Below are 21403 nucleotides of genomic sequence, written 5' to 3' on the forward strand. Positions count from 1 at the left end.
CAGATAACAACTAGGAAAGAAGCAAATTAAACTATAAAATTTTTGATTCAGTTATCATGATGTTAAAAAAAACAATCTTGAGTTGCATATCTCTGGTGTTAATGAGTAAAATTTTGCTGTAATTTTTTTTGACCAGCATTTTTTCATCTTATGCATAATCTAGCGTTTATTAACCTTGCTGAGAGTTTTTAACAATATTGCCAAATTTAGAATACCTACTATTATAGCGCAACTTCACTGTACCAACCGGACCATTAAGGTGTTTAGCAACAATTATTTTAGCAGTATTAAAGCATCTATCTTGCTTTTCTTGCCATTCCATGTGTTCTGGAGTGCCTAGATCTAGTTCTGATCTATACAAGTAATATTCGTCCCGATATATAAGCACTACAATATCAGCATCTTGTTCAATGGAGCCTGATTCTCTCAGATCTGAGAGAATATGCTTTTTATCTGACCTTTGTTCTACTACTGGAATATTAAGTTCTTTTGCAAGAGCTTTTAAGCTCTGAGTAATTTCAGAAATTTCCTGAACTCTATTATACTGACTTCTTCTGTTATCAATTTTTATTAGCTGTAAATAATCAATAAATAATATTGCTAAATTATGAGTACGTTTAAGTCTACGAGCTCGAGATCTAATTGCAGATATCGAGATTGCAGGAGCGTAATCTATAAAAAAATTCCACTTTTGTATTTCATCTTGTACAGTCTTCAACTTATCAACATCTTGTACATCTATTTTACCGTTAAATAATGCAGAGCTATTAATTTCGGATTATATAGAAAGAATTCGAGTAGAGATTTGCTGAGATGACATTTCAAAAGAAAAGAAGCCAACTGATGGTACTACATTATCTTTAGTATTTTTCTGAGTAAGAAAATATTTACAAGCATTTATTGCTAAGTTAACTCCTAAAGCAGTTTTACTCATTGAAAGCCTGCCAGCTAATATTATTAGATCGGAATTTTTTAACCCTCCAAGCTTTGAATCAAGATCCAGTAGTCCACTACTAATGCCATTAATAGAGTTTTTATTTTTAATAGCAGCTGAAATTGATGTCCATGATTCTTCAATTGAAGTTTGTAATTTTATAAATCCTTTACTTAAAGTTCCTCTTGAACCTAGATCATATAATTGAGATTCAGCAGTTTCGATTTGACTTATAGATTCATGGTTTAAGAAAAATTAACTAACTAGAAGAAATAAGTTAGAGTAAGAGTTATTGTAAGCTTTATACGCTTTAATAAAATCGGCTATGTAGTTTATTCTCGTCTGAGTTGATATATGAATTTAACTGTAGCTGTGTTAATATTACTTGTCAATATGATAATAATATCTTGATGTCAATTGCACAAATAACACAAATATATGTATGATATTTAGCTAATTGGAATGCTAATTTTTAATCAAGCAACTTGAATTTGTAGTTGATAAGCTTAGAGTAACCTTCAGTTGGTAATGTTGCTTAAAAATATTTTTTATTTTTACAAAAGTATTTGCTATTAAATAAAAAGCATACTATACATTATAAGTTTAAGCTAATTTTAAAAATTAATAAGTTATTATTTAATTACTTCAATTTTAAATTAATGAAGGGTAATAAATACGGCAGTAATATTATTTAAATTTACGCAAGCAGCATTAAATAAAATAAAAGTACCACCAAAGAAGAAAAAATAATCCAGTTTAGATATATAAAAGAAAGGAACCTACTTTTGATAATATCATATACTGGATTTAGAAGATTTTATTTAGTAATAAACATTAGTGGAATATATTAGGATAAAAATAGGAACTTCACCAGATCTGACTGTGATAGAGGCTAGGAAGAAGGTAATGAAGTTGAAAAAGGATATTGCTAACGGAATACATCCAATGGAGGAAAGACGCAAGATAAATAGAGAAAGGAGAGAAAAAAACATAAGAGACTTGAATTAAAGAATGAACTAACATTCCGACAGGCGCATGAAAAATATGCTGAATATAGTAGTATTTATCATGAAAAAAGTTGGAAGATTGGAAGAAAAGCTATGTAATAGTAAAGAGTTATACAGCACCTTTATACCACATAAAAAGATATCTGAGATTACCGAAGAAGATATTTAGAAAATTTTTGATAAAATAACAGAAAAGAAGCGCTATGTAACAGCAAACAATACTCTTATGAACTTAAGTCCTATATTCAATAAGTCTATAGACTGGGAATTATTAGATAAAATCCTGTATGTAGAATAAAAAGGTACAAGCAAGAATCAAGATCTAGATATATAACAAATGAAGAAATGGCAAGACTCATGAAAGTTCTGAAAGAGAAAAAGAATAGTCAATTAACAGAAGAGCAAAAACAATTAAAGATATTAGAAATGAGATGGAAAGAGATAAGCTTTAGCGAAAAAATATGGTGTATACCACAACACAACTAAGAGTAAAGACACTATATATAGGATTAGCTGATGTAGTAATAACAATATTGAAATACCTAAAGCAAGACACAAATAGTGAATGGATATTTCCAAGTCCAATAGAGGTAATAGCAAACACTGGTTAGATGCAGCAATACACTACGCATGGAATAAAATTCGCAAAAGAGCTGGAATACAAGATGAACAATACATGATCTTAGAAGAACGTTTGCCACTTGGATGATAAATAATGGAGAAGAACTAAATACAATAGCTAAAATGTTAGTACATAGTAGTGTTTCAACAACTGAAATTTATGCTAGAACTAGTGTAGACAAGGTAAAAGCAGCTACAAATAAAGTTGTAAACAATATGTTAACAAGTGATAATGCTAATACTGAACTAGACAAGATAATGCCTGAAATCTTAGCATCATTAGGTTGCTAATAAGAAAGACTGATAATAAACAGCTTATCTGAGAAATAAGGCCTGCTATATTAGAGATTTTGCAAATTTTTGAAAATCACAGAGTAGAATGAGAAATCTCATGCTTCAATTGCAGCTGAATGTGATTATGCAAAATCAAAAATTATGTTGGGCGTTATCGAGGCCATTGAAGTATATGGGTTTGAGCATTGATGAATGGGGAGTAGTGCTAGCTGGAGTAGCTCCAGGAATTGTACTACTAAACAGTAGGCATGCTAAATTAGGCCTAGCATTTATGGTTAGAGAAATTGCTCTATGTTATTGCTTTAAGAAATTTAAGGATGTATCGGAGAATTTTTTGCTAAAAAGTTTTTTAGTAGCTAAAGTGGTATTGCTAGCTCCATTAGGATATCCAAGGCTTTTAGGCAAAAAAGTCGGCAAATAATGAATCATCTCTTTAAGTAAAATGCTATACAAGAGCTGGTTAAATATAATAAATGCTTACTTTCAGTAACTATATTGCTAGCTGCAGCTAATGTAATTGTGATAATAGCTGCAATTACAAAAGAAGAAAAGTGGTTAATTAATTCCAGCAATAGATTCTGATCGTAAAATGACGGTTTCATCAAAAAATTACCATGAAACTTATTTAAAAGAATGGGCAATTTTTGTGATGAAAAGCTTGTTTACTACTTCTTCAAATAATGTAGAATATATTTTGGTAACTACATAAACATAATAGATGTAAGTAATATAAATTTTCAAGTTGTAAAATTTAAAACTGACTATGCGACTTGTAAGATGAGATTATGAGGTATTAAATATACCTCTATCTTAATTCAATTATATTGGTAATGAAATTCTATACGATGTGATGTGATAGTTCTTATTTAAGATATAGCTAGCCAAGTGTAAAACAGTTATATTATATACTTTTAGAAAAGAGTGGTTACGTCACAGTGATATTTCAATTGTCTTGATTTAGCTTGAAACCATTTTCTTCAATAGGATTTAAACATAAGAATAAGAATGTGAATACTCTAATATATGTCCATATTCTTTATTTTTTCATTATTACCATAGTACCATCAGTTATGTTATTTGCTTGTATGGTCTTTGGGAGGAAAGGTGCTATTGCGCTTACATGCCAGCTAAAAGCATAGTAAAATGTACATGATGGTTTTTTAAGAGCTACTATATCTAGCTTATTAATTAATGCAATTTGCTTAAGATATAACAGTTTGTATGATATTGATGACAATAATATATTAGCATACTCTTTATATCAAACTCAGGTTTTTATAATAACAAAAAAATGAGATATTCTTGTATTGAAAGATACATCTCATTTTTATTGCAAAATCAATACCTTGTTTTATTTTGCGCAAGATCAGATAATTATTTGGCTTTATCTATGCTGGAATGCAAGGGCTAAAAGCTAGCCTTTGCATATATTATTCCAGTATGGCTAATATATTTTTCAGCCAAATAAACGTCACAAGCAATACCTATATCCATTATATTACGCTTAATAGCTAATTTAACACCTAATTGATAGAATGTTTTATGTAAACACTGTTCACGAGCAGTCATAACATCTGGATTGAAGGTAGAGTTACTGTTTGGTAGCTGCTTTGCACTATCTTGACAATCATATAGGTTATGATGGACATATCCATAGACTGTAGAAAGTACATTGAGATTATTATTTGCAACTAACTGCTCTACAGAGATACCAATTATTCCTTCTAATGCTTTATGACTTCTGTCACCTATAGTTTTATTAGATGAATTATCTACTGATTCATTGCCAGAAGTATTAAAGTACGAATGTCTAACACCAACAGTTGGTACTAAAGTTAGCTTCTTATTATTTTTTAATGGATAAAAATAATGCCCTACGGTGAGGCTACCATGATAACTATGCCCTTGCCATAATGTTAGAGAATTATTTTTACTATCATCACTGAACTTAGCAACATTTACCATTCCTCGAATAAATGTAGTACTTTGAAACGAATATTGACCATATAAAGATAATAAGTAAACGTTACTATTTATTTTTTCTATTCTGCTATCTGTATGTTTAGTATCAAACTTGGCATATGAAATAGCTGCACCGATAATAGCATTATTTTTCAAATGCTTATCTGCTCCAATAGAAATACCGCTAATATCTGTTTTATATCCTTGAATATGCTCATGGTCTTGTTGATTAACATTTGAGAAAAAGCCATCAGCCCAAATATTCCATGATTGTTTATTGATATTAGATCCAGATGATACTATATCTGATCCAGAGTTGTTGTTTGCTGCCTTAGATTCAACTATAGAAGATATAGCTGCAACTGTAGCATGTACTCCACTTTTTAAGTGTGCATCAGAAATTTTTGGCAATATTGGTTGTAGAATAGGTTCTGGCTTACTACTTTGCTCTTGGTCATCACTAGAAGGTGATGAAGTATATACATACCGTTGTTGCTGTTGTTGCTGTTGTTGCTGTTGTTGCTGTTGTTGCTGTTGTTGCTGTTGTTGCTGTTGCTGTTGTTGCCCAGCACCAGCAGCAATTGGTTGCGCAACAACCGGTTGCACATGCTCATCAGGGTCAGGCTGTGGTTGTTCATCAGCAGGTTGTGGAGGCGGTGCAGGATCATCAAGTAGTCGAGCAAGTGCTTCAATAGCATCTTCAGTAGGATCTTTAGGATCTTCAGTATGATCTTTACCATGCGACTGTTTGCCATGAGCACTATCCTCACTATGTAAATGAGAAACAGTAGACGCTTGTATATCTTCACCCTTATCACCTTCTTCATCATCACTTACTTCTGGACTAACTCTAGCAGATGGGGCTGCACTACTACCACTGCTACCTGAAGTGCCATCATCTCCTTTGTCTTTTTTCTTCTTATCTACCAATCCAGCAAATACGAATTTTCCATCAGAGCACTCTACTGGCTGCCACTTGCATTTACCATCGCATATGTAGACCAAGTTATCTACAGCTAGCCCTCCAGTGTTAGCAATATCTACAGGCTGTATCACGGTTTGAGTTCCATGTTTACTTAAATCCCTTAAATCTCCTTGATGATCGACATTTACTATTATTTTGTTATTTGGATCGTAGTATTTACTCAATTTTAACTTACCTTGAGTTTTAACAGTCCCATCTGAGTTAGTAGTATAGTTTATACTAAATACAGTAACAGGCTTCTTCTTAAATTTTTCAGGATTAGTACTAGATCCTTTTTTTGACTTATGTCCCAATATGCTAATACTATCACTAGCCAGAGTTAGTGTATTGCTGCTAAGGTCAATTTTTGCATTACCTATACTGATTCCACCATTTTCTTCATTAGTTTGAGCTGTAATAGTATAATCTCCAAGTAATTTCACCTCACCTTTAGCAGATGATTTATCACTAATCGAACATTGATGCGTATATACTGATCCCTCTACTTCTATTAAAGATGGTCTTTTAGACTTTGGTAGCAATGTAACACTTTCCATTGGATTGGCCTGATTTCCAATATTACCACTATAGCTTCCTTGACTCATTGTAAGTTTTGCCCCAGTGCCTTTAGGAATTATATCTGTTTTCCAATCAGCATTACTATTAAGTTCAATATTACTGTTTTTGTCTAAAGTTATTTCTTTTATATTACAGGTATGAGGTATAATATTACTATCATGCTTAGAAATAAAAGATGCACCTTCACAAAGATGAATTGCTTGAAGTAAATTAGAACCACTAGTTTTATTATTTCCAATATCACCACCACTGTGAGTTAGTGTACCATTATTACGTACTATAATTCTTCCACCACTATTACCTTTTGTTCCTATGTTACCTTTGATATCTGTATTGCCAAGGATATTAACCGTATCTTCTGGATGACTAAAAATAATATCACTACAAAAAATAGTAGATTTATTCGTACTTTTATCATAACTTACAAACAATTCAGTATGAGGACGTATTCCGTTTGGATTATTTAAATGTTCTGCAAATTCGATTCTAGATACCTTATTTTTATCAGTTCCAATATTTCCATAAAATATACTTTTATAATTATTTGAATCATACTTAGTACTAGGGTTACCATGTATAGTTATTTTTCCATAGTTAGGTATAGATGGCTCTACTAATCTGCTATACATTTCACCATTCAATACTATACCTCCATGTGGCTCACTATCACCATGAGAAACTCTATTTGAAGACTTTAGCTTCATTTTGTCTACATATACATTTCCAGTAACATTTAGCATTGTTGGACCATTAAGCACTACTTTTTCCACTATAGAATCAGGTGTTCCAATACAGCCATGAACATTATACCTTGTTAGATTACTATTAGGAGAATGTAAAAAATGTACTTCTGATACTGATTGTTTTTTAGACGTTATGCTAGCATGCATATTCACTTCATTTGAATCACTAGGGGGCAGCTCGGCTTGTAATTCTAATACACCATCTACTTGCACAGGAATAGGGTTATTCTGTGTACCAAATTTATTAAAAGAAATGCTAAAACTACTACCACTAGTAATAATAGTAGCACCTTCGCCTTCTATATTAGCCATAAGATTTGATTTCAGCTTTAAAACTCCTGACTTCTTAGGTATAAGTTTGGATCGTTCAACAGTAAGTGTTTTTAGCATTACTGGAGTGACAGTAACTAATTGCAATGGTTTATCAACATCAATATTTCCGCAAATCTTTAAATCACTAGATAATGTTGTAGGTGATCGCGTAACAAACGATCCAAAACCAGTAAATATTGATCTATCTGTGGCTTCAGTTTTTCCGCCATGAGTTGTAGAGCTAAAAAAGGAAAGATCAAATGGCTGCGGCCCTGTAGGCTGAATTATTGATGAGCTTCTTCTTGTTGGAGGAGAGCTGCTACTGCTTACATCTGTATCAGAAAGATTAGGCATTGAGACACTTGATGTAATAGGTGAAGTAGGTTTAAGATCACTGTTTGAATATGTTGTATTATTTATTATGAGCTCAGAGTTACTGAGGTTTAAATTTACCAGTTTAATCTTAGAGCCATCATCGCCTTTTACAGTTACTTTAGTATCTGTTTCAACATTTATCTCAATACTGTCATTTTTACCTTCCATTTTTTCAAATGCTACTTCAGGCTGCTTAACTATGACTTTCTGTACTCCAGATCCTTTATTTGGATTAATCTCTACCGACTTATTAGTAGGATCACTTAATACAATAGGAGGTTTAGACTCTTCATGAGTAGTACTACTTAATGACAAGGTACTACTAGCAAGTTGTTTTCTTATTCTTTTAAAAGTTGATGTACTAGATCCTTTTTCTCCAGTTGCACCTTCACTTGGTTCTTCTGGCTTAGTGTTCCCACTTAATGATAAAGTACTACCAAATTCTTTTAGTTTTTTAAAAGGGGATTTTTTAGGTTTTTTGCCATCAGTTACTTCACCACCAGTTGCACTCCCTCCAGTCGTTTCAGTGACACCAGTTGCATCGCTGGCACCAGTTGCAGGACTAGTGCCACTAGCTCCTTCAATTGGATTACTTGGATTACTTGGATTACTTGCTGTGCCTCCACTTGTGTCTCCCTGATCATCGTTACTGCCTTTAGTTGCATTATTGCTCTGCGATGCTCCAGAATCAGTTACACTATCATCCCCATCTGCTTCTTTGTTTCCAGTCGCGTCGCTATCACCAGTTGCATTGCTGGCACCAGTTGCAGGACTAGTGCCACTAGCTCCTTCAATTGGGTTACTTGGATTATTTGTTGCACCGCTACCTGTGTCTCCCTGATTATCATTACTACTTTCAGTTGCGTTATTGCTCTGCGATGCCCCACTACCAGTAAAAACTCCGCTGCTACTTGATGAAGCTGATGGATCATTATCAGCTGTTTGCGTAATTGTAATATTACTAATAGTAAATAAAGTTGTAAAAAAAATTAGTGATATCTTTCTTGAGTTTTTCATCGCTAGACCTCTATCATTTCTTAATAAAAATTTACAATATAGTAAACTAAGTAGAATTAATGTGTATTAAAGAAGCATATAAAGTGAGTATAAATTCTCAAATTTATGTAAATTACTGTTTGATTTACAGGTTTATGCTAGATTAAAACTCTACATCTAATTCAGCTTAGTTTCTATAATAGCTAATACATACTTTAAATTTAATTAAGTACAGCAGCTAACTTTAAGTTTAAATTCTTATATAGCAATTTACAAGAATATTCAGAGTCCAATAATTCAAGATTATATTAATACTTTTTACATTTATTTAAAGTTGATTTAATGAAAAGCTAGTGAAGTATAAGTAGCAAAATTTTCTCTATCTAAATTCAAATTATTGTAGCTGGCTAATTGAACTTTGAAAGTTAAAACAATAGAGTGTAAAATTTATTAAAGGTTATAGTAAGTAATATTTAGTATAATAGGTGATACAATGTTGTAAAATTGATACTTTTAAAAAAAATAAGAAAAATGGTAACAAAAATGAATAAATACTAAGGATTAATATATCTATTAACGCTACAATATGATAAGTAGAAAGAAAAAGATAAGAGATAGGAAGTAATCATTGTCTTAGTTATTAACAATAGTAATAGACCTCTTTCGAAACTGGTTAAGGTAGTTCAAAATTATAAATGCCAGAGATCAAATTAAATCTAAGAGAGAATCTTTTACGTCTATTTCGATATTTGTCAGCAATAATTTTGAAGCGTTTTAGCATACCAATAACGTTTTCATTCACAACTCTTGCTCCTGCTAACCTATGATTATTCTTTTTATCATTTTTAGTTAAAGGATTTTTCTTGCTTTTTTTCTTTGGTAATTCAGAATTATTGTGAATTTTTTGTATGCCTTGATATCCTGTATCAGTAATCACTTTTACCTTAGGATGGATAAGAATTTTGGATTTCTTAAATAATCTAAAGTCATGTTTTTTACCGTTAGAAAATCTGTACATATTACTTGGTAGGTTTTCTTGTCTGCAACTATTTGAGTTTTTAGTGTATGCCTTTTCTTCTTTCATGAATAATAGAATTTTTGTTTTTTTTAGGTCTTTCTATAGGATTCTCAGTAGCATCAATCAAGACTACTTCATAATTCATATCACTCTTCATTAAAGCTTTACGGCCTGGAAGAGCAAAGTTTGCGTGTTTAACTAGGGTGTCTTCTACCCATTTTACAGCTTTATATGCTGAACTTTCACTAATTCCATAGTTCTGACCTATATGGAAATAAGTACGGTATTCTCTAAGGTATTCTAACACCATCAGCAACTGTTCCTCCAAATTGAGCTTATTTTTACGTCCACCTTTTGATTTCTTAAGACCATCAGCTTTCCTCAAAATATCCACCATCTTTGAAAATGTCCTCTTCCTTACTCCTGTTAATCAACGAAATTTTTCATCCTTTAACTCTTTAATCTGATCTAATTTCATTATTACTTCAAATTAGATTTTTATAACACCATTCTACATCATTCTCTAGTTTCGAAAGAAGTATATTATATTATTTGCATTAAATAGTTCTAAAGTTTTTCTAGTTTCTTGCAAAAAGAAGAATTGCAAGCTCCAAGAAATTAAACTTATGAAAGCAACTATCATATAATTCCCTCTCCACCCTACAAATTCATTCACAAAACCACCAATAATAGGTGCTATAGCCATTAAGCTTGTAAGACTCCCATTTATGAATGATATTAATCTCATTGCTTGCAATCCCTCGTATATATCAGCAATTATAGCAAATACTAGCACAATAGAAGTACTAGCTCCTATTCCTTGAATGAATTATAAGTAAGCTATTGATAGTTGGTGCAAATACACACCATATCGCTCCCAATAACATTAGGGCATTACCAGCTAACATAATCTTTCTTCTAGCATAACACTCTGATAAAGGACCATTGAGAAATCCTCCTATAAAAAAACCTAGAAAATTATAAGAAATCGTTAGCTGGATTATTCCTTCTGTCACATTAAAGTAGCGCGCTATATCAGGAAAACTAGGCACTGACATATCTATTCAATACAATTAGCAACCATAGAAAATAACAGCAAAAAAGGTAGTAATTTATTATTCATATAAAATATTCATTAGGTTATAAAATTTTTCCCTACCATTAATTTACTCTCTTTAGTAATAATTTCATATAGTTTTTTTGCCATTTCTTCTACATAATGTTTTGAATTCATAGAAATATGGTTACCAGGAACATAATAATTTTGTAAACCTTGTTTTGCCAAAGGAGCCCAATGTAGTTGGAAATTCCTCAATAACTTCGCTATGAGAAAAAAATACTATTTTCCCATTATAAGATGAAAGGTGCTAAGCACGACCGTGGTAAGGGGCAAATTATTATTGACCAACAGCTAGCTCTTTTGGTTAGAAAAATATTCGAGGAATATGCTACAGGTGCTTATACCATTAGTGCACTTGTAAAACTTACACATAAATGGGGATTGACTAATTCACGAGGCAACCAAGGCTATTTGTGTTTATCTCATTTGCACAGTCTTATGCAAAATCCTTTTTATTATGCGGTCATGAGAGTGCAAAAAACAGGAAAAGAGTATCTTCATATTCATCCACCTATTATTAGTAAAGAATTATTTGATAAATGTCGGGAGGTACGTTTGGGTTGGAATAAAAAAACCATAACTTGATCCAGAATTATTATCTGAAGTAATTTCTTATATTAAACTTTCTGCAAAAGGAGAACAACAATATCATAATCAAAGAATAGGTGAACTAAGTGCTGAGCACACAAAAATAAAAAATCGCATGGATAGATTAACAGATTTATTTTTAGATGGTGATATGAATAAAGAAGATTATGAAGCTAAAAGAAAGTCATTAATTCAAAAAAGAGAAGATATCGATAGAGAAATAGCAAATCATAATTATGCCGATGATAAATTTTCCGACATGCTGATAAGCCTAATAACGCTAATTTAGGATAAGTGATTAGAAGAGAAAGAAGAAGAGATAAGATAGGGATTAAGTTTGGAGATGGAATAACTAGCAAGAGAAGCAATTATATGAACAAAGAAGTTAATATGAGAGCGATGTCGAGTATGCTCTAAATGCATGTGTTTTTTTAGTACATTAAAGACAGACTCAATTAAGGAACGTTTATTTAATAAAAGCTTATCATCTATGTCCAATAAATATGTTTTCATATCTTTACGAAGATTAGTAAATAAACGTAGACCATTGGAGAAGAGTTGATGAAATAACTCTTTAGATATGTAAGCTTTATCACCAAACAATTTACCAGATAAGCCTTTAGAAATAACTGAAGCTACAGATAGATCGCTTTTATTGCCTTTAGTAATTTTAACTGACATTATTTCACCTTTATTATTAATTATGAGATGCAGCTTAAAACCTAAGAACCAGCCATAGCTACTCTTACCAATTTTAGAAAATCTGTTAAAAACTCTATTGCTGGAAATACGTTTGTTATGACAAATTGCTAACTTTGTAGAATCGATGTAATATATACCAGTCTCTTCTCCTTTCAGATAATGCATTAATACGGCTAATGGTAGCAACATTCTAGGTAATAGTTGTATTATCGTACTATAGCTTGGTAAACAAAAGTATTCTTTATACTTATAACGCAAGTAATATAGATAATAATTTTTAAAATCCTTGCATGGAGATAAATAAAAATATATCGTTATTGTTAATAACTCAGCTAAGGACAACTTTCCATCTCTGTTCCTTTGATTACTACTTGGTATTAATCTCTTTCTTTCCCAGTCTTGATATATCTTGCAAAAATTATCTATTAAATAGTATACTGTTATAATACATTTTTTCATGTTGGGTTATTTTATTTTTATTTAAATTTTCTTTTTAACTCAACATTCTCTCTTTGTATACCTTTTGTATTATGCCTTCCCTGCTTCCTCTTATCCTAAACTGGCGTTATTATCAATTGCTTTAGATGTTGCTTCTAATCTAAAAATTCTGCTTCTTAACAAAAGGCATATTATAGAATGTTAAATACAAAATTTACAAAATACAAAAAAAATCATATTGCTTGCGCTATTATAGTTTTAAATTATCTGAATAAAAGTCCAAACCTTTTTACTAACTTTTTCTTAGACTTTTGAATTGGTGCTTGCAAGTGAATGTAATAACATATATTCTTTAATGCTGTTATAACTTCTGCAAGAATTCATATGTCATGCAAAAGATATAATGCAATTATACTACTTAAAAATTGATAAAACTTTGATTATATTAGAATTATTCAGGTTTTGATCGTGATTTATTTTTTTGCTTTAAAAGTAATTATTTTTTGTGTGTTTGTAGAAGTGCTTGCAGTATTAATTTAGATTTATAGTATTTATTATCTAGTATAATTTATGTCAGAAGTTAGATCCTTTCTTAAAGAATTTAGTGTATTAATGATGATAGTAGTTTTAGTCAGAGTAACAGTTTTTGATTTAAACTATATTCCTACTCCTTCTATGGCTACTAATTTATTACCTGGTGATTATATTATTGCAACTAAATATAGTTATGGATACAGTAAATATTCCATACCATTTAATTTACCAATTTTTGAAGGTAAGATTTTTGCTTCTAAACCTGAACGTGGTGATGTAATAGTGTTTCAACCACCTCACGATCCATTATCTGAGAAATATATTAAAAGGTTAATTGGATTGCCTGGTGACACTATTAAAATTATAGATGGGCAGCAAGTTTTTATTAATGATATTCCACTTAATAGAGAATATATTGGTAAATATGTAAATGAAAAAGGAGTAGAATATGACCAGTACTTTGAAACATTACCTAATAATGTTAAATATTTAACTCAATTTATAGCAAAAAAACATCGCGAAATACGACATATTTCTGTTTTTCATGTACCAGAGAATCATTATTTTTTTCTAGGTGATAATAGAGATAACTCAGCAGATAGTAGATTTGATATAGGTTATGTACATCTTAACAACTTAGTTTCCAAAGCTAGATTTATTTGGTTCTCAGCAGCAAAAGAAATTTGGTCAGAGAGCAATAATATTTTGCATGCAGTATTAAATGTAATACCTTGGATTAAATCAATAAGGTATAATAGGTTATTGAAAAAAATATAATAAAGTACATTTTGACAAATGTAATTAATATTTAATATAAATGCTAGTCAATAACATGAGAGATACTAATAATGAACGCAATAAACTATATAAAGTTGATTATACTAAACTAGATGCCTTACAGTCTGAAATTGGCTATAATTTTAATAGTATTGATTTGTTAATTGAAGCATTAACTCATCCTTCTATTAATCAATATGGATATACTAAAAATTATCAAAGGTTGGAGTTCTTAGGTGATGTAATACTTAATCTTGTAATCTCAGAAACGTTATTTAAAAATTTTAGTCACTATAACGAAGGGAAATTAGCTAAAAGTAGAGCCTTTTTAGTATGCAATGAGTCAATTTGCTTAATTGCTCAGAAAATTAATTTGCATAAATATATCATAATGACTGCAAATGAGGAAAAATGCGGAGGAAGAAGTAATAAAAACAATATTGAAAATACAATGGAAGCTGTTATTGGTGCTGTTTATCTAGATGGTGGTATTCACGTTATAAAAGACATTGTAAATTCATTATGGAAGGTATTAATCAAAGATCATGAATTATATTTAATTGCTGATCCAAAAAGCGCTTTACAAGAATGGTCTCAAAGTAAAAATTTTGGTATTCCAACTTATACACTATCATCTAAAACTGGACAGTCTCATAGTCCTTTATTTGAAGTGATGGTTAAAGTTGGAAGATTAGAACCTCAATATGGTAAAGGTACAACAATTAAAACAGCTCAAAAAAACGCAGCACAACTTATGTTATCTACTGTTTTTGCAAATTCAAAACTTGAAGCATAGCATTGTATGTTGAAAATATGTAAAATTGCAATAAAATAAAAGTTATAGCAACAGTACAAAAGAAAGCTAGTAATACAGTATTAATCTTAAGTCTAATAGCCTGAATTTTAGATAAGTACCTAGCTTTTTTGAAAACTTAAAAAACTGACGGTATTCTTAGGCTACAAGGCATGTATTTACAAGGTTGGTTTCAAGTATATTTAACTAAATCACTTTAACCTTAGGATTGATAAGAATTTTGTATTTCTTAAATAATCTAAAGTCATGTTTTTTACCGTTAGAAAATCTGTACATATTACTTGGTAGGTTTTCTTGTCTGCAACTATTTGAGTTTTTAGTGTATGCCTTTTCTTCTTTCATGAATAATAGAATTTTTATTTTTTTTAGGTCTTTCTATAGGAGTCTCAGTAGCATCAATTAAGACTACTTCATAATTTATATCACTCTTCATTAGAGCTTTACAACCTGGAAGAGCAAAGTTTGGGTGTTTAACTAGTGTTCCTTCTACCCATTTTACAGCTTTATATGCTGAACTTTCACTAATCCCATAGTTCTAACATATATGGAAATAAGTACGGTATTCTCTAATGCATTCTAAGACCATCAGCAACTGTTCCTCCAAATTGAGCTTATTTTTACGCCCACCTTTTGATTTTTTAAGACCATCAGCTTTCCTCAAAATATTCACCATCTTTGAAAATGTTCCATTCCTTACTCCTGTTAATCGACAAAATTTTTCATCATTTAACTCTTTAATCTGATCGAATTTTATTATTACCTCAAATCAGATCTTTATCTTTATAACACTATTCTACATCATTGTCTAGTTTCGAAAGCACTCTAATGAAGAGTGATATGAATTATGAAGTAGTCTTGATTGATGCTACTGAGAATCCTATAGAAAGACCTAAAAAAAACAAAAATTCTATTATTCATGAAAGAAGAAAAGGCATACACTAAAAACTCAAATAGTTGCAGACAAGAAAACCTACCAAGTAATATGTACAGATTTTCTAACGGTAAAAAACATGACTTTAGATTATTTAAGAAATACAAAATTCTTATCAATCCTAAGGTTAAAGTGATTACTGATACAGGATATCAAGGTATACAAAAAATTCACAATAATTCTGAATTACCAAAGAAAAAAAGCAAGAAAAATCCTTTAACTAAAAATGATAAAAAGCATAATCGTAGGTTAGCAGGAGAAAGAGTTATCAATGAAAACGTTATTGGTATGCTAAAACTGTTCAAAATTATTGCTGACAAATATCGAAACAGACGTAAAAGATTCTGTCTTAGATTTAATTTAATCTCTGGCATTTATAATTTTGAACTACCTTAACCAGTTTCGAAAGAGTTCTATTGATTATTTACAGCTAATAAAAATTGATAACAGAAGAAGTCAGTATAATCGAGTTCAGGAGATTCTGAAATTACTCAGAGCTTAAAAGCTCTTGCTAAAGAGCTCAATATTCCAGTAATTGCATTATCTCAATTGTCTAGATCTGTAGAACAAAGGTCAGATAAAAAGCCTATTCTCTCAGATCTGAGAAAATCAGGCTCCATTGAACAAGATGCTGATATTGTAATGCTTATATAGAGAAGAGTATTATTTATCTAGATCAGAACTGCATCCAGATTCTATGGAATACGAAGAATGGTTCACAAAACAAAATAAGTATTATAACACTGCTGAAATAATTGTTGCTAAACACCGTAATGGGCCAGTTGGTACAGTGAAGTTGCACTATAATAGTAGGTATTCTAAATTTGGCAATATTGTTAAAAACTCTCAGCAAGGTTAATAAACTCTAGATTATGCATAAGATGAAAAATGCTTGTCAAAAAAAAATTACAGCAAAATTTTACTCATTAACATCAGAGATATACAACTTAAGGTTGGTTTTTAGCATCGTGATAACTGAATCAAAAATTTTATAATTTAATTTGCTTCTTTTCCAGTTTTTATCTGGGATTGGAGTATACAAAAAGTTTAAATTATGGTATAATTTATTAATAACCATTTAGAGGTGGCCAATGATAGATTTTTATAGTGAGAGCTTAATAAATAAGCTGTTCAGAACCAACATAAGATTTAACACCAAAATTGATCTTGATAAAGTTGAAAGAGCAATAAAATATGCTAAAAAATATCATGGTCAGCAAAAGAGAGATACTGGAGAACTATACTACACACATCCATTAGAAGTAGCTCACATGGTCTCAGACCACAGCTTGAAACAGATACGATTATTATTGCAATACTACATGATACACTTGAAGACACAAAATTAACTAAAAAAAGAATAAGTTACGAATTTGGTAAAAATTCAGCAAAAAAATTAAATGATTTTTAAAACCTCTGTTTCAACTATAGATTATAGCAGCATTGCAATTTTAAGTTTTAGTTGAAAAATCGCGAATTAATACTCATTTATGGTGTATTTGCGCTGTATATGTTCTGATTTTTTTTAAAATATGTATACTTGCATTGACAAAAAATATAAATTCAACTACTGTTAAATTAACGATAGATTAAATATTAATAGTAGGTTTCATATACTTTACAGATAATAGGACATTATTTTTTGATGTTATGTATTAACTCACTTTTTGTAAAAAGAGTTAGTCATATATTCTGTTGGTTGTAAAGTTATTTTTCTGCTGAAAAATAGTTAATCAAAGTAAATTATGATTTGGTTACAAAATTTTATCAAAAAAATTTCTTAACAAATTTTTTGTTTCGCTATGTGAATAATCTTTACACTTTCTCTCACTGCATCTAACATATGCATATTGTACCTACGCCTTATTATAAAAAAACTTACAAGTGCAAGTGATAGTAGTGATTTTGAAACATTATTTAATACTATTTTCTTCTGATTTTTTAGTTTGGGCAGACAATAAATCTTTTACAATTGTGCTCACAGAAACATAATCTGCCTTACCAGTAGCAAAATACGGAATTTCTGAAATATGAATAATACGCTTTGGAATATATAGCTTACTCAAGCCAGCAGTAAGTACATGTTTTGTAAATTGGTCTTGTGTAACTATACTGCTATCAGTACATAATATAACCTGCTCTCCTTTACATTCATCCTCAATATAAACTGCTGCATTCTTACTATTAATATCAATAGCACTAGCAATATCTTCAATTACTACAAGTGAAACCATTTCTCCTGCAATTTTTGCAAATCTTCTGACTCTACCTTTGATTGTAATATATCCTTCATCATCAATTGTGACTATATCTCCAGTATCATACCACCTGTCACCTAACCCATCAACTCTTGGCGGTACAATCACTCCTGGATTACTTGGCAAAATATACCCAAGCATAATATTAGGGCCTTTAAGGCATAATTTTCCTCCATCACTAATTCCTTCCACTTCTAATACTTTATATTTCAACCCAGGCATTATTCTTCCTACTGTATCAGGTTTATCATGCATTGGAGTATTGGCGCTAATTACTGGCGAAGCTTCAGTTGCGCCATAACCTTCAAAAATTCTAATTCCATGTTTTTTAAACCATAATTCTCTAGTTTCAGGCCTTAACTTCTCAGCTCCTGCAAATATTCTTCTTAAAGAATAAAAATCATATGGATGAGCATACTTAGCATAATTATTTAAAAAAGTGCTTGTACTAAACATAATAGTTGCTCCAACATCATAAATCATTTCAGGAATTGCTCTATAATCTAGTGGCGATGGATAAAGAAAAATTCTTACTCCACTAAGCATCATTAATATAGTTCCTGATAACCCAAATGTGTGAAACATTGGCAATGCATTAAATGCTATATCTGAAGTTGATAAATCCGTAACAGCTACTACTTGATTTTTATTAGCTAATAAGTTGTTATGTGATAATACTACTGCCTTAGGAGCTTGCTCTGTTCCAGCAGTAAACAATGCCACTGCTCTCGAATTACCGTCATTATTTTTATTAATGATATTATAAGAAGCTCTAGGAAAAAATCCTGCAAGCCAACCTGCAATCTTAGTTGCAAGATTTAAGTTTTCTCTTAAATCTTCTAAGTATATTATCCTAAAATACTTGTTTAACTGATAGTTAAGCTCATGTAATCTAGCTTTTTCAATAAATAATCTTGAAGTGCAAATAATATTTATACCAACTGTGCGGCATGAAGAAATAATGCTTTTTATTCCTAGCGTAAAATTTATCATAGTTGGTATAAAATTATATGCCATACAAGCAAATAGAGTTACTATAGCAGCAGAGCTATTTGGTAGCATTATTCCAATATAATTACCTGGACTAATAACCTTACTAAGCAATCTACCTAATATAAACGAGCGAACTAAGCATTGTCTATAAGTTAAACTGTTATTAGCAACATCTTGCAAAATTAACTTATTTGGTCCATAACGCTTTGATGCATCAATTATAGACTGAAAGATAGTTTGATTGTAATCAGAACTCCTGAAAATCATCTCAGTCATTATATCATATAATTTGTGACTAATATATTTTCTGCGCTCAGAAAAATCGAGTTCAGGTAATGGTCTGATACGCACAGGAGGTAATACAGTAATTTTTACTTTAGGAAATATTGTAGTTTTAGGACGATTTTCCAATTTCGAGAAAACAGTATATTGTAAACCATCAATACGAATCGGTAAAATTACAGCCTTAGATTTATCAGCAATCATACCTGGCCCCTCATATATTTTCATCAAAGAGCCGGTAATGCTAATTCTTCCTTCAGGAAATATTACAATTTTTCGATTTTTTTTCACTTCAGCTATTAAAGATCTAGTAGCACTTGCATTGCTAGTATCAATAGGATAAGCTTTAACTACTGTTAAAAAAGGTCTAACCCAAAACTTTTGAGCAACATGAGTATTAATAGCAAAAATTAATTTTCCAGGCAAATAAACAGTTAATAATGCAGAATCCAAGTAAGAAATATGGTTAGCAACAATTACTGCTCTTTTTCCTGCATTAATGAAATTTTGAAGACCATGAATTTCAACTCGGTAAAACTTATCAAAAACAAATCTAAATATAGCCCTTAATATAACAAAAGGAACAATTTTAACTGAAGGCAAAAATTGATAAATATATCCCGCAACTACAAGATTTAATAAACTAATAAATAGTATTATAAAAGGTATAGAACATTCTAGCTTAAACAATATAGAAAGAATAATTGTAGAAATAATCATAAAAATTGAATTAATAAGATTATTAGCTGCAACTACTCTTGATCTATAACTAGGAGCTGTAAAATACTGCATCACTGCATAAAGTGGAACCACATATAGTCCTCCAATTATCGAAATAGCTAACAAATCAAATAATATTCGCCAATTGTGACTTTTAGACAAAAAGAAAATTATGCTTTTAAGTTGATCTGGCTCTGAATCAACAGCGCTAAGTATTTTGCTCGTAAAAAACAGATCAATTCCAAAAATGCTAATTCCTATAGCAGCAATGAAAACATATTCTGCGGTAATTTCATTGTCCAACAGTTTATTACATCCAAATGAACCAATAGCAATGCCAATAGAAAACACTGCCAAAAAAAGATTGGCAACATTTTCATCAGCTCCAAGGGTATCTTTAGCTAATAATGGTATTTGTGATAAAAAAACAGCTCCAATAAACCAAAACCATGATATTCCTAATATTGACAAAAAAACATTCTTTTTACTAACTGAATATTTAACAATACTAAAAATCTCATAAAATACATTATAATTTATTTTTAGTGATGAGTCATAATTACGAGACTTAGGTATAAAAAAGCTTGTAACTAATCCCCCAACTGCTATTATTGCCATCAGTAAAATAACAATTACAGGGCTAATAATATAAATTCCACCTAAAATATTTCCAAGTAATATAGCAAAAAAAGTACCAGCTTCAACATAACCGTTAGCCCCTAATAGTTCATCTTTACCAAGCTGGTCAGATAACATACTATATTTTAATGGTCCAAAAAATACTGAATGTACTCCCATTAAACCTATTGCAGCTAGTAATATCATGAAATTATTAATATAAAAGCCATATATTGCTAATGTCACAATAGCAATTTCAGATGTTTTTATAATGCTAATTAAGCGAGATTTTTCAAATTTATCTGCAATTTGACCAGCAATACCGGCAAAAATAATAAATGGCAAAATGAATATTGCGTTTACCATTAGTAACATATTAGCATCTGCTAATTTATACACAATCAAAATTACTAATGCACTTTTTAATATGTTATCATTTAAGCAGCCGCAAAACTGAGTAATAAACAGAGGCATAAACCGTCTATCTTTAAATAGATACAGCTTATTATTATTCATAATCACTCCTCATATTAATTTTAGATCTTAACTTTTTAGATAGAATTAAGTCTAAACAATCAATTCATTTACAATAGGTTAAATAATTCCTATTCTTATTTCAACAGACTGAAATTATCTATTGATAATAAGCTTATAAATAAAACTTTTTAAATAAAATTATGATTTTTGATAACAAATGAACTATTATTTAGTGTTAGTTAACATGCTTAATATATGCAGTACCTAAATTACAAACTGTACATTCAGATGAATAGAAACTTGCTTCAGCTCGAAGAAGTATAATAATAAAGATTTTGATTGTCAA

At 30.5% G+C, this 21403-nt stretch carries 16 protein-coding genes and 7 pseudogenes; 14 read left to right on the forward strand and 9 right to left on the reverse strand.

All coding sequences use genetic code 11. From position 1 onward, the window contains the following. Nucleotides 1-169: 169 nt before the first annotated feature. Nucleotides 170-1171 (reverse strand): annotated as a pseudogene (locus DK405_RS03940) (DnaB-like helicase C-terminal domain-containing protein); the annotation flags it as partial. 645 nt (nt 1172-1816) lie between these two features. On the opposite strand from DK405_RS03940, the gene DK405_RS15395 reads away from it, so the two are divergent. The 7 genes and pseudogenes from DK405_RS15395 to DK405_RS13895 form a co-directional block, all read left to right on the forward strand. Continuing rightward, a complete protein-coding gene (locus DK405_RS15395; RefSeq protein ID WP_331828134.1) occupies nt 1817-1942 on the forward strand; it encodes a hypothetical protein in 126 nt (41 codons plus the stop codon). Between the two features lie 27 nt (nt 1943-1969). Then, nucleotides 1970-2110 carry a hypothetical protein gene (locus DK405_RS13890; protein WP_231967625.1) on the forward strand — a complete coding sequence of 47 codons (141 nt, stop codon included), beginning with the start codon at nt 1970-1972 and terminating at the stop codon, nt 2108-2110. 176 nt (nt 2111-2286) lie between these two features. Beyond that, on the forward strand, nt 2287-2427 hold the full coding sequence (locus tag DK405_RS03950; protein ID WP_223844930.1) for a hypothetical protein: 141 nt from the start codon (nt 2287-2289) through the stop codon (nt 2425-2427). Between the two features lie 79 nt (nt 2428-2506). Continuing rightward, nucleotides 2507-2650: a hypothetical protein gene (locus tag DK405_RS12725; RefSeq protein WP_155367757.1), complete on the forward strand. Its 144-nt coding sequence runs from the start codon at nt 2507-2509 to the stop codon at nt 2648-2650. Then, nucleotides 2647-2853 (forward strand): integrase, encoded by a 207-nt coding sequence (locus tag DK405_RS03955; protein ID WP_012461740.1) that lies wholly within the window; start codon nt 2647-2649, stop codon nt 2851-2853. The genes DK405_RS12725 and DK405_RS03955 overlap by 4 nt, the downstream gene beginning before the upstream one ends. Before the next feature lie 88 nt (nt 2854-2941). Beyond that, on the forward strand, nt 2942-3277 hold the full coding sequence (locus DK405_RS03960; protein ID WP_045912722.1) for a hypothetical protein: 336 nt from the start codon (nt 2942-2944) through the stop codon (nt 3275-3277). A 26-nt stretch (nt 3278-3303) separates the two neighbouring features. Then, a pseudogene (locus DK405_RS13895) lies at nt 3304-3544 on the forward strand (TraE/TraK family type IV conjugative transfer system protein); the annotation flags it as partial. A 719-nt stretch (nt 3545-4263) separates the two neighbouring features. Here DK405_RS13895 and DK405_RS03975 read toward each other — a convergent pair. The 5 genes and pseudogenes from DK405_RS03975 to DK405_RS03990 form a co-directional block, all read right to left on the reverse strand. Then, a complete protein-coding gene (locus tag DK405_RS03975; RefSeq protein WP_045912720.1) occupies nt 4264-8808 on the reverse strand; it encodes an autotransporter outer membrane beta-barrel domain-containing protein in 4545 nt (1514 codons plus the stop codon). A gap of 652 nt (nt 8809-9460) precedes the next feature. Beyond that, nucleotides 9461-10283, reverse strand: a pseudogene (locus tag DK405_RS03980) (IS5 family transposase). A gap of 45 nt (nt 10284-10328) precedes the next feature. Beyond that, a complete protein-coding gene (locus DK405_RS15000; RefSeq protein WP_080946516.1) occupies nt 10329-10631 on the reverse strand; it encodes an MFS transporter in 303 nt (100 codons plus the stop codon). Further along, nucleotides 10612-10863, reverse strand: coding sequence for an MFS transporter (locus tag DK405_RS15005; protein WP_052691759.1), 252 nt, complete (start codon nt 10861-10863; stop codon nt 10612-10614). Before DK405_RS15005 ends, DK405_RS15000 begins: the two co-directional genes overlap by 20 nt. Before the next feature lie 77 nt (nt 10864-10940). Next, nucleotides 10941-11090: a hypothetical protein gene (locus DK405_RS03990; RefSeq protein ID WP_155730064.1), complete on the reverse strand. Its 150-nt coding sequence runs from the start codon at nt 11088-11090 to the stop codon at nt 10941-10943. A 72-nt stretch (nt 11091-11162) separates the two neighbouring features. Here DK405_RS03990 and DK405_RS03995 point away from each other — a divergent pair, with 72 nt between their 5' ends. Both DK405_RS03995 and DK405_RS12730 read left to right on the forward strand, forming a co-directional pair. Next, the gene (locus DK405_RS03995; RefSeq protein ID WP_045913060.1) at nt 11163-11510 is read left to right on the forward strand and encodes a recombinase family protein; all 348 of its coding nucleotides are present in this window, start codon (nt 11163-11165) and stop codon (nt 11508-11510) included. 118 nt (nt 11511-11628) lie between these two features. Then, the gene (locus tag DK405_RS12730; protein WP_155730063.1) at nt 11629-11802 is read left to right on the forward strand and encodes a hypothetical protein; all 174 of its coding nucleotides are present in this window, start codon (nt 11629-11631) and stop codon (nt 11800-11802) included. Here the strand turns inward: DK405_RS12730 and DK405_RS04000 are convergent. Beyond that, on the reverse strand, nt 11799-12674 hold the full coding sequence (locus DK405_RS04000; protein WP_064613057.1) for an IS982 family transposase: 876 nt from the start codon (nt 12672-12674) through the stop codon (nt 11799-11801). The genes DK405_RS12730 and DK405_RS04000 overlap by 4 nt on opposite strands. A gap of 549 nt (nt 12675-13223) precedes the next feature. On the opposite strand from DK405_RS04000, the gene lepB reads away from it, so the two are divergent. Together lepB and rnc are read left to right on the forward strand one after the other, a co-directional pair. Next, a complete protein-coding gene (gene lepB, locus DK405_RS04005) occupies nt 13224-13964 on the forward strand; it encodes a signal peptidase I (RefSeq protein WP_011945011.1) in 741 nt (246 codons plus the stop codon). Between the two features lie 55 nt (nt 13965-14019). Continuing rightward, complete coding sequence (gene rnc, locus DK405_RS04010; protein WP_045912994.1) at nt 14020-14760, forward strand: ribonuclease III; 741 nt, start codon at nt 14020-14022, stop codon at nt 14758-14760. A 207-nt stretch (nt 14761-14967) separates the two neighbouring features. Here the strand turns inward: rnc and DK405_RS04015 are convergent. Continuing rightward, nucleotides 14968-15532 (reverse strand): annotated as a pseudogene (locus DK405_RS04015) (transposase family protein); the annotation flags it as partial. Nucleotides 15533-15600: 68 nt separating this feature from the next. On the opposite strand from DK405_RS04015, the pseudogene DK405_RS04020 reads away from it, so the two are divergent. The 3 pseudogenes from DK405_RS04020 to DK405_RS04030 form a co-directional block, all read left to right on the forward strand. After that, nucleotides 15601-16105 (forward strand): annotated as a pseudogene (locus DK405_RS04020) (transposase family protein); the annotation flags it as partial. 19 nt (nt 16106-16124) lie between these two features. Continuing rightward, a pseudogene (locus tag DK405_RS04025) lies at nt 16125-16568 on the forward strand (DnaB-like helicase C-terminal domain-containing protein); the annotation flags it as partial. A gap of 232 nt (nt 16569-16800) precedes the next feature. After that, nucleotides 16801-17114: pseudogene (locus tag DK405_RS04030) on the forward strand (HD domain-containing protein); the annotation flags it as partial. Between the two features lie 508 nt (nt 17115-17622). On the opposite strand, the gene DK405_RS04035 reads toward DK405_RS04030, so the two are convergent. Further along, on the reverse strand, nt 17623-21096 hold the full coding sequence (locus tag DK405_RS04035; RefSeq protein WP_045912611.1) for an acyl-[ACP]--phospholipid O-acyltransferase: 3474 nt from the start codon (nt 21094-21096) through the stop codon (nt 17623-17625). Nucleotides 21097-21403 lie beyond the last annotated feature (307 nt).

The sequence above is a fragment of the Orientia tsutsugamushi genome (genome assembly GCF_900327275.1).
GTDB lineage: Bacteria > Pseudomonadota > Alphaproteobacteria > Rickettsiales > Rickettsiaceae > Orientia > Orientia tsutsugamushi.